This window comes from Chryseobacterium viscerum, from assembly GCF_025949665.1.
Classification (GTDB): Bacteria; Bacteroidota; Bacteroidia; order Flavobacteriales; family Weeksellaceae; genus Chryseobacterium; species Chryseobacterium viscerum_A.
The window spans coordinates 173369-188167 of sequence record NZ_JAPDFT010000002.1 but is presented as its reverse complement, the minus strand read 5'-3'; the positions used below and the strand labels follow the sequence as shown (position 1 = coordinate 188167).

At 36.1% G+C, this 14799-nt stretch carries 9 protein-coding genes and 1 riboswitch; of the genes, 8 read left to right on the top strand and 1 reads right to left on the bottom strand.

Features of this window, described 5'->3' with window-relative positions; translation table 11 throughout:
• The first annotated feature begins 69 nt into the window (after window positions 1-69).
• From OL225_RS15005 to pckA, 6 genes are all read left to right on the top strand, one after another.
• Window positions 70-2007 (top strand): putative porin, encoded by a 1938-nt coding sequence (locus tag OL225_RS15005; protein ID WP_264518787.1) that lies wholly within the window; start codon window positions 70-72, stop codon window positions 2005-2007.
• A gap of 12 nt (window positions 2008-2019) precedes the next feature.
• On the top strand, window positions 2020-3606 hold the full coding sequence (gene bshC, locus OL225_RS15000) for a bacillithiol biosynthesis cysteine-adding enzyme BshC (protein WP_264518786.1): 1587 nt from the start codon (window positions 2020-2022) through the stop codon (window positions 3604-3606).
• Window positions 3607-3644: 38 nt separating this feature from the next.
• A complete protein-coding gene (locus OL225_RS14995) occupies window positions 3645-5612 on the top strand; it encodes a LysM peptidoglycan-binding domain-containing protein (RefSeq protein WP_052184646.1) in 1968 nt (655 codons plus the stop codon).
• A 72-nt stretch (window positions 5613-5684) separates the two neighbouring features.
• Window positions 5685-6560: an ACP S-malonyltransferase gene (gene fabD / locus OL225_RS14990; RefSeq protein WP_047376515.1), complete on the top strand. Its 876-nt coding sequence runs from the start codon at window positions 5685-5687 to the stop codon at window positions 6558-6560.
• A 10-nt stretch (window positions 6561-6570) separates the two neighbouring features.
• Window positions 6571-7476, top strand: coding sequence for a GYDIA family GHMP kinase (locus OL225_RS14985; RefSeq protein ID WP_264518785.1), 906 nt, complete (start codon window positions 6571-6573; stop codon window positions 7474-7476).
• A 127-nt stretch (window positions 7477-7603) separates the two neighbouring features.
• Entirely contained in the window at window positions 7604-9220 is a 1617-nt protein-coding gene (gene pckA, locus OL225_RS14980) for a phosphoenolpyruvate carboxykinase (ATP) (protein ID WP_047376517.1), read from the top strand.
• A gap of 174 nt (window positions 9221-9394) precedes the next feature.
• Here the strand turns inward: pckA and OL225_RS14975 are convergent, their stop codons facing one another.
• A complete protein-coding gene (locus OL225_RS14975; protein WP_047376518.1) occupies window positions 9395-9802 on the bottom strand; it encodes a type II 3-dehydroquinate dehydratase in 408 nt (135 codons plus the stop codon).
• Between the two features lie 245 nt (window positions 9803-10047).
• Window positions 10048-10146: riboswitch (SAM riboswitch) on the top strand.
• Window positions 10147-10229: 83 nt separating this feature from the next.
• On the opposite strand from OL225_RS14975, the gene OL225_RS14970 reads away from it, so the two are divergent.
• Both OL225_RS14970 and OL225_RS14965 read left to right on the top strand, forming a co-directional pair.
• Complete coding sequence (locus OL225_RS14970) at window positions 10230-13145, top strand: SusC/RagA family TonB-linked outer membrane protein (RefSeq protein WP_047376519.1); 2916 nt, start codon at window positions 10230-10232, stop codon at window positions 13143-13145.
• A gap of 17 nt (window positions 13146-13162) precedes the next feature.
• Entirely contained in the window at window positions 13163-14656 is a 1494-nt protein-coding gene (locus OL225_RS14965) for a RagB/SusD family nutrient uptake outer membrane protein (protein WP_264518784.1), read from the top strand.
• The last annotated feature ends 143 nt before the right edge of the window (window positions 14657-14799 follow it).

The window sequence follows — 14799 nt, the reverse complement described above, 5'->3', positions numbered from 1 at the left end:
AAACCCCACATTTATTGTGGGGTTTTTTATGTCCTTTTATTTCTTATTTTTGCTGTACAATAATGAATAATGAAGTACATCCTTTTCATACTCTTCTCTTTAAGTTTTGTAGCCAAAGCGCAGGTCGTTAATAAAGCTGATACAAAGCCTCAACCTAAAAAAGAAGATACTCTTGTGATAGATTCCGGGAAAAAAGATTCCCTGAAAATTTTCAAGCCTACTATTAATGATTATCAGTATCAGACCCAGTTTTCTGAAAAGAAAGTTTTTGATACCGTAATGACTTTTGATAAAACCTATATCTTTTCACAACAAAATAATAAGGATAACTTTGGAAGAGTACAGACTGCCAATATAGGATCTGGATTCAATCCGTTGGTATTTGAGGTAAATGACGAACAGAATCTTTCCTTACTGCCATCCAATAAATCTTATATGATCATTGGGGCAAATGATGTGAAATACTATGACGTAAAAACTCCTACCGCTTCATTTGTATATCATAATGCAATGCGAAACGGTGCGGCTTTAACCTCTACTTACACTCAAAATATTGGGAAAAGATTCAATTTTGCTCTTGAATATATGGGACTTCGTTCTCAGGGACTTTACAGAAATTCATTAGCTGCGAATAATAATACTCTATTTTCAGGGCACTATATTTCAAAAAGCGGAAACTATGAAATCTTCGCACACTATCTTCACCAGAATGTAAACAATCAGGAAAGTGGAGGTATTACCGAGGATAATCTGTTCATGAATGGTGACAGTAATTATAGTAACAGGCAAAATGCTCAGGTAAACCTGGCATCCAGCAGCTCACAGTTTTCTTACAGAAGATACTACCTGAGCCACCAGTTTACGCCATTCAATTCCGGGAAATTTCCATTCAGTATAAAACATATTATTTCTCATCAAGGGAATAAATATTACTATAATCAGACAGCGCTGGAATCTTATTGGTATGATGCTCCTACTGAACTGGTTGATGGTTTCCCATTGACCACAAAAAAATATTCTGAAAACTTCAGCAATACGGTAAGCTTGATTTTTAATAATGAAAAATTCAAATTGGATGCTGGTGTACGTTATCAGATGATCAAATTGGGAATAAGAGATGTTGTTGCCCTTAATGGCGTTCCTTTTCCTGGTGAGCTTAAAGAAAACAGAATCGGAGCTGTAGGAAATCTGCAGGTAAAACTTTGGGACAAAATTCAATTGAACTCATTCCTGGAATTTTCAAACGGAAGCCAGTTTAAAAGCTACCTGAAAACAACCAACAATCTGAAGTTCGAGCCTATTAAAGATTATTTCGTTAATGCTAAAGTGAATTTCCAAAGTGCTTATCCTTCATTTAATTACTTATTGAACACTTCTGTTTACAACAATTTCAATTATTATCTTGAAAATGCAAAGAATCAGTCTGTAATGGAAGTGGGAGGAAGCATCAATCTGAAATGGTTTAAAACAGAGATTTTCGCCAACTATTTCAGAATAGATAACTATACTTATTTTGACAGTAACGGAAGCCCGAAGCAAAGTGATAATTCTGTGAATATCTCTCAAATAGGGGGCGATGCTACATTCAGCTTCAATAAATTCCATCTGAATACGAGGGTGCATTTCCAAAATACTTTAACGAATAAAGAATTGCTTCCTATGCCAGGCTTTATTGGGAGAGCCAATTTCTTCTATCAGACACAGGCATTCAAAAAAGCAGCAGAAATTCAGGCAGGTATTAAAGTATATTACTTCTCTAAATTTGCGTCAAGAGATTATTTTCCTGTTCTTAATGAATATATCCTTCCAAGAGCAGATTCATTTTCAATTGGAGGGCAGCCTATTGCCGATATCTATATCAATATGAAGGTGAAAAAGATGTTCTTTTTCATAGAAGGTCAGCAGATAGGAACTGTTATTTCCAATAACAAAGCATATGCATTTCCACATTATCCGGTATATGATTTCAGACTGAACATCGGGATCGTGTGGTATTTGTTCAACTAAAAACTGTACAGGTTGAAAACAATAAATAAAATATCATTCAACGATATAGAAAGCATTCCTCAATTGGTAAAAGATTTTTTAAATCAGAAAATTGAGGGTTTTGAAAATAATACATTTTCTTTAGATCATTTTAAACAACAGATTCATTTGAAAAAAGACTCTTTCTCATCAGGGAAGAGAGAAATTTTATCTGAAGTATTAGAAGGCCAGCTTTCGAGCCTCTCACTTTCTTCAAAACAGAAAGAAAATCTTGAGAATCTTAAACAGCCAAATACATTTACCATTACAACAGGACATCAGCTGAACCTGTTTTCGGGACCTGTTTTCTTTGTCTATAAAATTCTTCAGACCATAAAGACATGTACCTATCTGAAAGAAAATTTCCCGGATTTTAATTTTGTTCCGGTATATTGGATGGCTTCAGAAGATCATGATTTTGCCGAGATCAATCATTTTAAAACCGAAAATAATTATTACGAGACTAATGAGAAGTCCGGCGGTCCGGTAGGAAGAATTGAGATCAGTGATACCTATTTTATTTCTGAATTTGAAAAAGAATTCAAAGATTCCATTTTTGGAACCGAGCTGATCTTAATGATGAAGGAAGCTTATAAAACAGGAAACACTTTAACGGAGGCTATTAAGATTCTAGTTAATCGTCTTTTTTCAGAATTCGGACTTTTGATTCTGGATGGAGATTCTAAAGAGCTTAAAAATCAGATGAAGGAGGTATTTAAAGATGAACTTCTTCATTTCAGTTTACAGAAAACTTCTAAGAAGAAAGTAGATTTTCTGACGGGAAAATATGGAAAAGTGCAGGTAAATCCTCGTGAAATTAACCTTTTCTACCTTTCTGAAACCAGAGATAGAATAGAATTTAACGGACAGAAATATATCATCGTAGATAAACCCATTCAGTTTACAGAAGAAGAAATACTGGCTGAATTGGAAAATCATCCGGAAAAATTCAGTCCCAATGCTTTAATGCGTCCCGTGTATCAGGAAAATGTACTTCCGAATCTGGCTTATATCGGAGGAAATGCCGAAATCATGTACTGGCTGGAGCTGAAAGATTATTTCTCAAAAATTGCTACTCCTTTTCCTATTCTTATTCCAAGAAACTCAATGCTTTTCCTGAAAGAGAAAACATTAGGGAAAATTGAGAAACTGAATCTTAAAATAGAAGATTTTTTCCAGAACTTCACAGTACTTACCAATCAGAAGATTTTAAAAGATAATCCGATTTTACAATTGCTCGACGAGAAAGAAGAGTTGCTGATCAACAGTTTTTCAGCGTTGAGGACTTCAGCAGAAACCACTGAGAAATCTTTTGGAAATATGGTGAAGGCAGAAGAAGTAAGACAATTGAAGTCTTTCAAAAGAATGAAAAAACGTCTGCTCCATGCTGAAAAAATAAAACAAAATGAATTGCTGGAAAGACTTGAAAATCTGTTTTTAGATGTTCATCCCGCCAAAACATGGCAGGAGAGAGTTTATAATTTTAGTGTATTCTTTTCAGATTATGGCTATTCGTGGCTTGAAAATTGTTTGGAAGAAATGGTGGTTCAAGATTCCAAATTAATAATTGTTGCCATTTAATTTTAAAGAAGTATTTTTGTAAATTATAATTATCGAATATGATAAAGAGGTTTTTTATTCTATCCAGTTTATGTATGGTTTTGGGAGTTTCAGCCCAAAAATCACATACGGTTGTGCAAGGTGATAATCCTTACAACATTGCAAGAAAGTATGGAATGACTGTAGATGAATTGCTGAAGCTAAACCCAAAACATAAAGATGGCAAACTGGCTATCGGAGATGTTTTAACCATAAAATCTGATAAAACAGCCACTCCGGTTGTCACAAAAACAGCTCCGGTAGAAAAAGTAACTTCAAGTACAAGTACTTCTTCAACAGGTAAAATTGTTTTGCAGCCAAAGCAAACGATTTATGGCATCACAAAACAATACAGAATTTCTGAAACCGATTTGAGAAAACTGAATCCTGAACTGGATTCTCATATGAAAATCGGAGATGAAATTACTTTGCCTCTTGCCAGCATCAAAAAATATGGAGGCACTCAACAGACTGTAACAGCAGAAAAACATGCTGAACCCGCTGTAGAAAAAAACATAACGACAATTACACCTACAACAGTTACCACTGCTGTAGAAGGAGAATCTTATGTGATCCAGGCTAAAGATAATTATTACAGAATTACAAAACAGTTTGGAATCAGCCAGCAGGACCTTTTTGCTTTAAATCCAGGACTGGAAGAAAAAGGACTTAAACCTGGTGAAACCATTAAAATAAAAACATCCAATACTAATACAAATACGGATAACGCTGCTGAGACCACAAATCCAAAAGCAAAAATGGATTCAGGGAACGAGAAATCGACGATCTCTTCCAATGTTGCTGCAGGAGACGATTATGTAACCTATACCGTTCAGCAGGGAGATACTGTATTTTCCATCGTTAATAAATTCGGTGTTTCGATAGATGAACTTATTGCTCTTAACCCGGACCTTTCTCATGGGTTGAAAACCGGAATGGTTTTAAAGATCAAAAAACAGGATGCAGCATACATTAAGAAAAACGGTGACGCCCTTAGTGTGATCCTAATGCTTCCATTTGGGTACAGTACAAACGAAACCCAGTACAGAGCAATGGCACTTGACTTTTTAACAGGGGCTAAACTTGCTATTGAAAGGAATGCCAGAGGTGGACAGAAACTGGATATCAAAATAGTAGATTCAGGAAACGAAGCATCATTCAAAAACTCTTTGACACAGATTAATCCTGATAATACAGATCTTATTATTGGTCCATTCTTTAAATCTAATGTAATTGATGTTCTTGATTTTACCAAAAATCAGAAAATCCCGATTGTAGCACCATTTGCCAACACTCCGGAACTATATAACTACAGTAATCTGATTATCGTTGAAACGAATAATCAGACATATGCGGATAAGATTGTAGAAGAAGTAAAAGGAATTTATTCTGACCAAAAAATATATGTAGTGGCAGATGCTAAGAAAGAAAATGCCAATTACATTAAAGCAGGGCTTGAAAAAGCTGTGAAAAACCCTAATATTATTATTGTCAACTCACCAGCAGATATTCAGCCAGATCAGAATATGATGACAGGTCAGTCTGCACCGGTTATTGCCATTTTGGCGAATGATGATAATGCAGCAGGAGATGCTTTTGCCAACAGAATCATAGCTATTTCTAAAGAAGTACAGGGAGTAAAAGCATTCAGTATGTTTTATTCTCCAACTTTTGAGAAAAAAGTTGACGAGCTGAGCCAGGCCAGCCTGGTATATCTGATGGATAGAAAGATCAATACAGATGGCAGCTTTGAAAAAGAAATTCTGGCTGCTTACAAAAGCAAATACTGTAAAACTCCTCCAAAATATGCTATCGTAGGTTTTGATGTAGTAAACGACATGTTAACCAGAGAAAATAAAAAAGGCGAGATCTTCAAGCAGATGAATAAAGTTCAGACTCAGCTTGCTACAAAATTTGAGTTTGTAAAATCTAAAGCTAACGGTGCTTATGTAAACACTGGTTACAGAGTAATCAGGCTGGTACCTTAACATGATTTATAGCTCTTTAAAAAGAATATTGTTAACATTATAGTTATATTTGCATAATATTTAATTCAATACATGAAAGCACTTGTATTTCCAGGGCAGGGTTCTCAGTTCGTAGGAATGGGAAAAGAATTGTATGATTCTAGAAAAGATATTAAAGATCTGATGGAATCTGCCAATGAAATTTTAGGTTTCGACATTCTTTCCATTATGTTTAACGGAACGGACGCGGATCTTAAAAAAACAGAGGTTACCCAGCCTTCAATATTTATACATTCAGTAGCAGCATTAAAAGCCGTAAACGGTCTTGGTGCTGAAATGGTTGCAGGACACTCTTTAGGAGAGTTTTCAGCTTTGGTTGCCAATGGAGTTCTGTCCTTTGATGACGGTTTGAAATTAGTTTCCGAAAGAGCAAAAGCTATGCAGGACGCTTGTGATGCCAATCCAAGCTCTATGGCAGCTATCTTAGGATTAGATGATGCTAAGGTTGAAGAAATCTGTGCACAGATCAGCGGAATTGTTGTTCCTGCAAATTATAACTGTCCAGGACAATTGGTGATCTCAGGAGAAACACCTGCAGTAGAAGAAGCTTGTGCAAAACTGAAAGAAGCGGGTGCTAAAAGAGCATTGTTATTACCGGTAAACGGAGCCTTCCATTCACCATTGATGCAGCCTGCACAAGAAAGACTGGCAGCAGCAATCGAAAAAACAAAATTCAGAAAAGCAACTATTCCAGTATACCAGAATATCACTACAACAGCAGTAACGAATCCTGACGAGATCAAACAAAACCTGATCGCTCAGCTTACCGGTCCTGTAAAATGGACACAGTCTGTTCAGAATATGATTAAAGATGGTGCATCCAACTTCGTAGAAGTAGGACCAGGAAAAACCCTTCAGGGATTGATCAAAAAAATTGACGGATCAGTAGATGCTGCTTCTGCAATCTAATTAAAAATATATGAACGCGATATTTTCACCGGGCAAGCTTATGCTTACTTCAGAATATTTCGCAATCGATGGAGCTCTTGTCTTAGCGGTACCTACCAAGCTGGGACAAGAGTTTTTCTTTGAAGAAAAAGAAGATGGAAAGTCACTTATTTATTGGGAAGCTTATCATCAAAACAAATTATGGTTGAAAGCTGTTATTGATTATAAAAATTGGCAGATCTTAGAAACCAACATTCCATCAAACGCTGAGTTTATTGTCAAAACATTAAAGAATGTTCAGCAGCTTTCTATTACTAAATTCAAGACCAACCTTACCTATCAGTTAAAGACTAACCTTCAGTTTCCTGCAGACTATGGTCTTGGGAGCAGTTCTACTTTGATGAATAATCTTGCAGAATGGGCCGAGATTGATCCTTTTCATCTGAATACGATTAGTTTAGGAGGAAGTGGATATGATATAGCGGTAGCAAAAGAAAAATCCGCAGTTCTTTTCCAGAGTAAACCTGAGATTAAATATGAGAAGGTAGATTTCAATCCTTCGTTTAAAAATGAACTGATTTTTATTCACTTAAATCAGAAGCAGGATAGCAGAGAAGGAATCAACTTTTATAAATCAAAAAAGAAGTCTCCGGAATTGGTTGATGAATTTTCAGATATCACAAAGAAAATAATGTTATGCAATGAATTGGAATGTTTTTCTGAATTAATGATGATTCATGAGCATAAAATTGCTGATTTCCTTGAAATTTCCACAGTTAAAGAAAAAATATTCTCAGATTGCCCTTCCTTTGTCAAAAGTTTAGGTGCATGGGGAGGAGATTTTGTAATGAGTGCCAAATTTGGGGACTATAAGAACTATTTTTGGGAGAAAGGTTTTCCTACTGTTTTTGAGTGGGAAAATATAATCAATTTATAATCAAAGCCTTACGATTCCGTTTTTTTATTTGTCATTCTGACTTATATCAGTATATTTAAACCACCTTTAACAAATAATTAATATTATTTTTGTTGAAGTCAATAAAGAAATAGAAAATATAAGTAAAATGAAAAACACTAAAATCATCCAGGATTTAGAGAAATTGGGGATTAAAGGAAACTATGAAGTAGTGTATAATCCTTCTTATGAAGAATTATACCAGGCTGAAGTTTCTTCTGAAAATCAGGGATTTGAGAAAGCTGAACTTACAGAATCTGGCGCGGTATCAGTAAAAACAGGAATTTTCACAGGTCGTTCACCTAAAGACAGATATATTGTTCAGGATGATGTTACAAGAGATACAATTTTCTGGGATGGTAAAGTAAACTTACCTACTACCGCAGAAATTTTCGGTTCTTGTAAAGAACTAGTGCTGAACCAGCTTGCTGAATCTAAAAAGATTTATGTAGTAGATACATTCTGCGGAACGAATGCAGATACGAGACTTAAAGTAAGATTTATTGTTGAAGTAGCATGGCAGGCGCATTTTGTTACTAATATGTTCATTCGTCCTTCTCACTATGAGCTTGAAAACTTTGGAGAGCCTGATTTCACAGTAATCAACGGTTCTAAAACAATAAACCCGAACTGGGAAGCTCAAGGACTGAATTCTGAAAACTTTATCATGTTCAACCTTACTGAAAAACTACAGATCATCGGAGGTACATGGTACGGAGGTGAAATGAAAAAAGGAATGTTTGCCATGATGAATTATTACCTTCCATTAAAAGGTATGGCTTCAATGCACTGTTCCGCTAACGTAGGAGAAAAAGGCGACGTTGCTTTATTCTTTGGTCTTTCAGGAACAGGAAAAACTACTTTGTCTGCAGATCCGAAAAGATACCTTATCGGTGATGATGAACATGGTTGGGATAACAACGGAGTATTCAACTATGAAGGTGGATGCTATGCTAAAGTTATCGACTTATCTGAAGAAAAAGAACCGGATATCTTCGCTGCAATCAAGAGAGATGCTCTTCTTGAAAACGTTGTTGTGAACAATGGAGTAGCAGATTATACAGACGGATCTATTACAGAAAATACAAGGGTTTCTTATCCAATCTATCATATCAACAAAATTGTTTTGCCTTCTAAAGCAGGTCATGCTAAGAAGATTGTTTATCTTTCAGCAGATGCGTTCGGGGTACTTCCTCCGGTTTCCATCTTGAATGAAGACCAGGCTCAGTATCACTTCCTTTGCGGTTATACATCTAAATTAGCCGGAACAGAAAGAGGAATTACAGAACCTCAGCCATCTTTCTCACCAGCATTTGGTGAAGCATTCCTTACATTACACCCAACAATGTATTCTAAAACATTGATCGGTAAAATGCAGGAGCACGGAGCTAAAGCTTATTTGGTGAATACAGGTTGGAATGGTACAGGAAAGAGAATTTCTCTGAAAGATACAAGAGCAATCATTGATGCCATCATTGATGGTTCTATCGATAATGCTCCTAAAACTCAGGTTCCAATCATGAACCTTGAGATTCCTACTGAATTACCAAACGTTTCTACAGGTATTTTAGATCCTAGAGAGACTTACGAAAGTGCTTCAGAATGGGAAGAAAAAGCAAAAGATCTTGCTGCAAGATATATCAAAAACTTTGAGCAGTACTGTGATACTGAAGAAGGTAAGAAGTTAGTGGCTTCAGGACCTCAGTTACAGGAACAAACTATCTAATAGTTTATCAATACCATACAGAAAAGCCTCATCATTGATGAGGCTTTTTTATTTTGGTTTTTTATTTCTCAAATATTAACGCGTTAAATGGATAAGAATTGAGTGAATTATTTTCTTGTATCTATAATTATCTATGAAAATCTGTGCGATCTGTGGGAAAAGGATAAACTATAATTACTTCAAACTCAGTATGGCCAGCCTATATCCATCCATTCCAAAGCCGGATAAAACTGCATCCGTATTAGCTGCCGTCACAGACTTCTGTCTGAATTCCTCTCTTTTATAAATATTGCTGATGTGAACTTCTACTTTTGGTTTTCTGATGTTTTTCAAACAGTCAGCAATGGCATAAGAATAATGGGTAAAAGCTCCCGGATTAATCACTACAGCATCAAAATCATCTTCCTGAAGTCTGTTGATAAGCTCTCCTTCAATATTCGACTGGTAATATTTTAATTCATGAGACTGAAACTCGGATTTTAAAATTTCCATATAGCTTTCCATAGAAACAGTTCCATAGATTTCAGGTTCTCTGGTGCCTAACAGGTTGAGGTTAGGTCCGTTTATAATTAAAATTTTCATACTATAAAATTAAAAACTTTTTTGAATTAAATGATCAAAAATTTCAGTATAGATTAACGTTCGTTTAATTATATTATTAATAATGATATTTGTCATGTTTGATAAAATGATAACGGCTGCAACTCCTTATAGTAATGGGTTTTATTATAATCTTATGTTAAATTTTGAAAATTTATCATGAAAAAAATATAAGTCTACTTGTTTTGTAGACTAAAAGTTTTTAGATTTGCAACCATATTTCGATCGGCTTATAAAGAAAGATGGAGGGAACTGACCCAATGATATCTTGACAACCTACCCAATGGGCAAGGTGTTACGTTCAGCCTTTTTAGGAAAAATAAGCATTTGGTTTATCGTATTTATCGATGCCCTTTGCTGACTTTTCTGCAAAGGGCAAAATTTTAATATATGATAAATAAAATTGATTATGATTAGTAATAATTTATTCACTTCTAAAGCCTGGATACCTCCGGTTGCTGCATTTTTTCTGGGAGTGACCAGTATAAGTGCACAAAATTCCAGACCGGAAAAAGATAGTCTTCATGAAAAAGAGATTGATGAAGTAGTAGTGGTAGCGTACGGAAAAGCTAAAAGAAATAGCTATACCGGTTCTGTAGCTACAATTTCAAGTGATAAGATTAATAACAGACCTGTTACAAATATAACAAAAGCACTGGAAGGACAGGTTCCCGGACTTCAGGCGGTAAGCTCTTCAGGACAGCCGGGGGATACAGCATCAATCAGAATTCGTGGAATTGGTTCTGTAAGTGCTTCGAGTAGTCCATTATTTGTAGTTGACGGAATGCCTTTTGATGGAAACATCAATTCTATAAGTCCAAACGATATTGAATCGATCAGTGTTCTGAAAGATGCTACGGCAAGTTCATTATACGGTTCCAGAGGAGCAAACGGTGTGATCATTGTTACCACAAAATCTGGTAAAAAAGGTGATGCAAGAGTAAACTTTAATATAAGCCAGGGTTTCTCAAGCAGAGCGGTAAAAGATTATGAACAGGTAAATACAGATCAATATTTTCAGTTATATTGGGAAGCATTGAGAAACGGATATAAATCCAGCCAGATTTCGTCTCAGCAGGCTGCACAAATGGCAACTGACAATTTGATAAATTCATTGGGAATTAATCCTTATGGATCAAATTATGCAAAACCAGTAGGAACAGATGGGAAGCTTTTGCCGGGGGCAACTGCTTTATGGAATGACAACTGGAAAGATATTCTGCAAAGAGTAGCTTCGAGAAATCAGATAGATCTGGATTTCAGCGGAGGAAGTGAAAAAAGCAATTACTTTTTCTCTTTGGGCTATCTGGATGATAAAGGAATTGCCATCGGATCTGGTTTTAAGAAGTACAGTACAAGATTAAAAATCAATTCTGAAGTTAAAAAATGGTTAAATGTAGGAGCAAACCTAGCGTATACAAACAGTCTTCAGGAAGCACCTCCTTCATCAGATTCCAGAACGGATAATATCATTAATGCAGCGAGAGTGATCCCGTCTTTTTATCCTTATTATGAAAGAAATGCTGACGGAAGTTACAAGCTGGATGCAAGTGGAAATTACATCTATGATTTTGGAAAATACAGACCAACAAATGCTTTGCAAAATGAAAATGCCGCTGCAACCTTACCTTTAGATAAAAATGAAAACCGGGAAGATAACTTTTCGGGGAAAGGTTTTGCTGAATTTACATTTTTGCCTGAGCTGAAATTCAAAACAAGCTTCTCTGTTGATCTGGTGAATTATAACGGTCATTATTATACCAATCCTTTGTTAGGGCAAGGTACAGAAATTGGTGGTTCTGTGACGAAAACAAATTCCAGAACACTTTCCTATACGACGAGTAATATTTTAACCTACGATAAAAAATTTGGCCAGCACCATATCAATCTTTTGGGAGGGCAGGAATTTTATCATTATGAATATCAGACAATTTCAGGAAACAGAAGTCAGTTTTCATTGCCTTATTATTATGAACCGGATGCTGCAGCTTTGTTAGGCGGTTTTAGCGGAAACAGTGACAAATTAGGTTTGTTGAGCTTTTTAGGAAAAGCGGAATATGATTATCAGAATAAATATTTTGTTTCCGGATCGGTGAGAGCAGATGGTTCTTCCAGATTCTCTCCTGAAAACAGGTGGGGAACTTTCTGGTCAGTAGGTGGTTCATGGAAAGCATCCAATGAAGATTTTATTAAAGAGTTAAATTTCTTTAACCAGTTGACACTTCGTGCAAGTTATGGAGGTCAGGGAAATGACAAGCTAAGTAATTATTATGCTTACCAGAGTTTGTATGCTTTTTACAATAATTTAGGAGAAGGCGGAACGGTTGCCAGTAAATTACCAACCCCGGATTTGAAATGGGAAACGAATTTAAACTTAAATGTTGGATTAGAATTTGCGATTCTCAAAAACAGAATTAGAGGGAATGTAGAATATTTCCAGCGTCAGAGCAAAGATCTTTTATTTAATATGCCTTTGGCTCCTTCACTTGGTTTTACTGGATTTCAGGCCAATATTGGGGAATTGAAAAATACAGGTTTTGAGTTTTCATTATTCACTACGCCGGTTAAAACGAAAGATTTTGAATGGAATGTTGATCTTAATGTAAGCACGTTGAAAAATGAAATTACAAAGCTTCCGAAAGGTTCCATTGTAAGTGGAACAAAATTATTGCAGGTAGGTGGATCCATTTATGATTTCTTCATCCCGGAATGGGCCGGAGTAGATCCAACTAACGGAAAACCACTTTGGAAAACAATAACAACAGATGCAAACGGAAATACGCTAGAAGGAACAACTTCAGAATATGCAAAAGCAACAAAAACATTGCAGGGTTCATCGCTTCCGAAAGTAATGGGAGGATTAACGACAAGTTTGACGTATAAAAACTTTGATTTTTCAACATTGATAACATTCAGTATCGGAGGGAAAATTCTGGATAATGATTATACGATGATTATGCATAACGGAAGCTCTGCAGGCCGTTCCTGGAGCTCAGAAATGCTAAACCGATGGACTCCTGAAAACCCTTACACGGATGTTCCTGCATTGAGTACCACAACTAATAACTGGACTTCAACTTCATCAAGGTTTTTATACTCAGGGACGTATGCGAGAGTAAAAAATGTAAGCTTGGGATACACACTGCCGACGGATTACTTTGAAAAAATAGGATTAAAGAAGTTCAGAGTCTATGTTCAGGCAGAAAATCTTTTAACGTTCTACAAACATAAAGGAATGGATCCGGAACAGACATTAGACGGAACAACATATTACAGATATCCTGCGATGAGAACGATTACTTTCGGTTTACAGGCAACTCTTTAACATTTAAAATGAAAATAATGAAAAAATTAAAATATTTGTCTTTTGCCTTAATCACAGTGTTGTCTTTAATAAGCTGTGAAAGTGATTTGGAAACGGCTCCTACCAATCAGGCAAATGAGGAAGAAGTTTTTAAAACGGCAGAAAGCGCGGAAACAGTAATTAACGGAACCTGGGCTAACTTTAATGACGAGGGGACAAATTATGCCAACATCGGATATTCAACAGTATTGAGAACCAGTGATGCAATGGGAAGTGATGTTGCCGTATTGACTAATAAATATGGTTTCGGTCCCACCTATGCCTTCACAGAAATGGTAAACAGTACAGCGGGGCGACCGTCGTTTATATGGAATATGTTGTATTCCACTATCAATAATATGAATAATGTTATTGCAAGAATTGATGGAACAGGAGGAAGTCAGGAGAAAAAGAATCAGGTGAAAGGACAGGCAAAAGCTTTACGTGCTTTCTGTTATCTGAACCTGGCTAGCTTTTATCAGTTCAGTTATTTTAAAGATAAATCAGCTTTAACGGCTCCTGTTTATACTGAACCTACCACAACAAGTACGGTAGGGAAGAAAAGAGCAAGCCTTGAAGAAATTTATACTTTGATTAAAAGTGATCTTATCGATGCGGACAATCTGCTGAAAAGTTATACCAGAAATAATAAAGATAAAATCGACCGTTCTGTAGTGAACGGACTTTTAGCAAGAACCTATCTGAATATTGGTGATTGGAGCAAAGCAGCTGCAGCTGCGAAAATTGCAAGAGAAGGCTTCCCTTTGATGGCTCCGGAAAAATATAAAGAGGGCTTTAATGATATCAATAATGCAGAATGGATCTGGGGACATGGGCAGACACAGGAACAGTCGGGTGCGAGTTATGCATTCCATTTTTTGGATGTATCTTCATCAGGAAGCTATTATTACAACTTTATGGCAGATCCTTATTTTAAAGACCTTTTTGATGCCAATGATATCAGATCTCAGTTATTTTCATGGGATGGGCAGAAAGGAAGAGAAGGTTTGCTGAGGTATGCAAAGTTTAAGTTTAAGCCAGCCCTTATTGCAGATATTGTCTACATGAGAGCTGCAGAAATGTATCTGATTGAAGCTGAAGCTGAAGCCAGAAACGGAAATATTTCTAAGGCAGTTGCGGTTTTGAACCAATTAAAATCTGCCAGAAATGCTAATATTTATACTGGATCACTATCACAGAATGAAGTAGTAGCAGCAGTTCTGATTGAAAGAAGAAAAGAATTGTTCGGAGAAGGTTTCTCCCTTTCAGATATTATCAGGACGCAGGGGACTGTGGTAAGAAAACCTTTTGTAGATGCAGATGGAAAACCAATAAAAGTTCAGATCACTACACCGGAAGGTACCGTGAAAACAGTAGACGGTAAAGGGCACTCTGTTCTTGATTTCCCGGATAAAACAGCCTTCACACCCAACAGCAATTATTATTTATTCAGTATTCCACAAAGAGAATCTGAAAACAACCCGAACTTATAAGGGGACATACTTATAATTAGATTTGATTTTTAGCCACTGCTTTTGCGGTGGCTTTTTTGATTGGCTTCATTATTAGTTTTGAAACAATATAGTGTGTATACTATTTTCGTTGTACCGAAATTCAGATTTCTTGTCAGGAAAAG

Coding starts and splice junctions, on each gene's coding strand:
- OL225_RS14975 (WP_047376518.1), bottom strand. CDS start 9,802: ATGAAAATTTTAATTATAAACGGACCTAACCTCAACCTGTTAGGCACC.
- OL225_RS14995 (WP_052184646.1), top strand. CDS start 3,645: ATGATAAAGAGGTTTTTTATTCTATCCAGTTTATGTATGGTTTTGGGA.
- OL225_RS14985 (WP_264518785.1), top strand. CDS start 6,571: ATGAACGCGATATTTTCACCGGGCAAGCTTATGCTTACTTCAGAATAT.
- OL225_RS14970 (WP_047376519.1), top strand. CDS start 10,230: ATGATTAGTAATAATTTATTCACTTCTAAAGCCTGGATACCTCCGGTT.
- OL225_RS14965 (WP_264518784.1), top strand. CDS start 13,163: ATGAAAAAATTAAAATATTTGTCTTTTGCCTTAATCACAGTGTTGTCT.
- fabD (WP_047376515.1), top strand. CDS start 5,685: ATGAAAGCACTTGTATTTCCAGGGCAGGGTTCTCAGTTCGTAGGAATG.
- pckA (WP_047376517.1), top strand. CDS start 7,604: ATGAAAAACACTAAAATCATCCAGGATTTAGAGAAATTGGGGATTAAA.
- OL225_RS15005 (WP_264518787.1), top strand. CDS start 70: ATGAAGTACATCCTTTTCATACTCTTCTCTTTAAGTTTTGTAGCCAAA.